At 55.8% G+C, this 240-nt stretch carries 1 pseudogene; it reads left to right on the top strand.

Annotated features, from left to right (window positions below):
* Positions 1-240, top strand: a pseudogene (locus FHC49_RS08900) (IS1 family transposase); the annotation flags it as partial.

Below are 240 nucleotides of genomic sequence, written 5' to 3'. Positions count from 1 at the left end.
GTTGGCCTCAACACGGTTTTACGTCACTTAAAAAACTCAGGCCGCAGTCGGTAACCTCGCGCATACAACCGGGCAGTGATGTGATTGTCTGCGCTGAAATGGACGAACAGTGGGGATACGTCGGGGCTAAATCACGTCAGCGCTGGCTGTTTTACGCGTATGACAGGATACGGAGGACGGTTGTGGCGCACGTCTTCGGTGAACGCACTCTGGCCACACTGGAGCGTCTTCTGAGCCTGC

Source organism: Kluyvera sp. EC_51 (assembly GCF_019584505.1).
Lineage (GTDB): Bacteria > Pseudomonadota > Gammaproteobacteria > Enterobacterales > Enterobacteriaceae > Kluyvera > Kluyvera sichuanensis.
The sequence above is the reverse complement of the archived record's forward strand: the minus strand, read 5'-3'. Positions and strand labels throughout refer to the sequence as shown.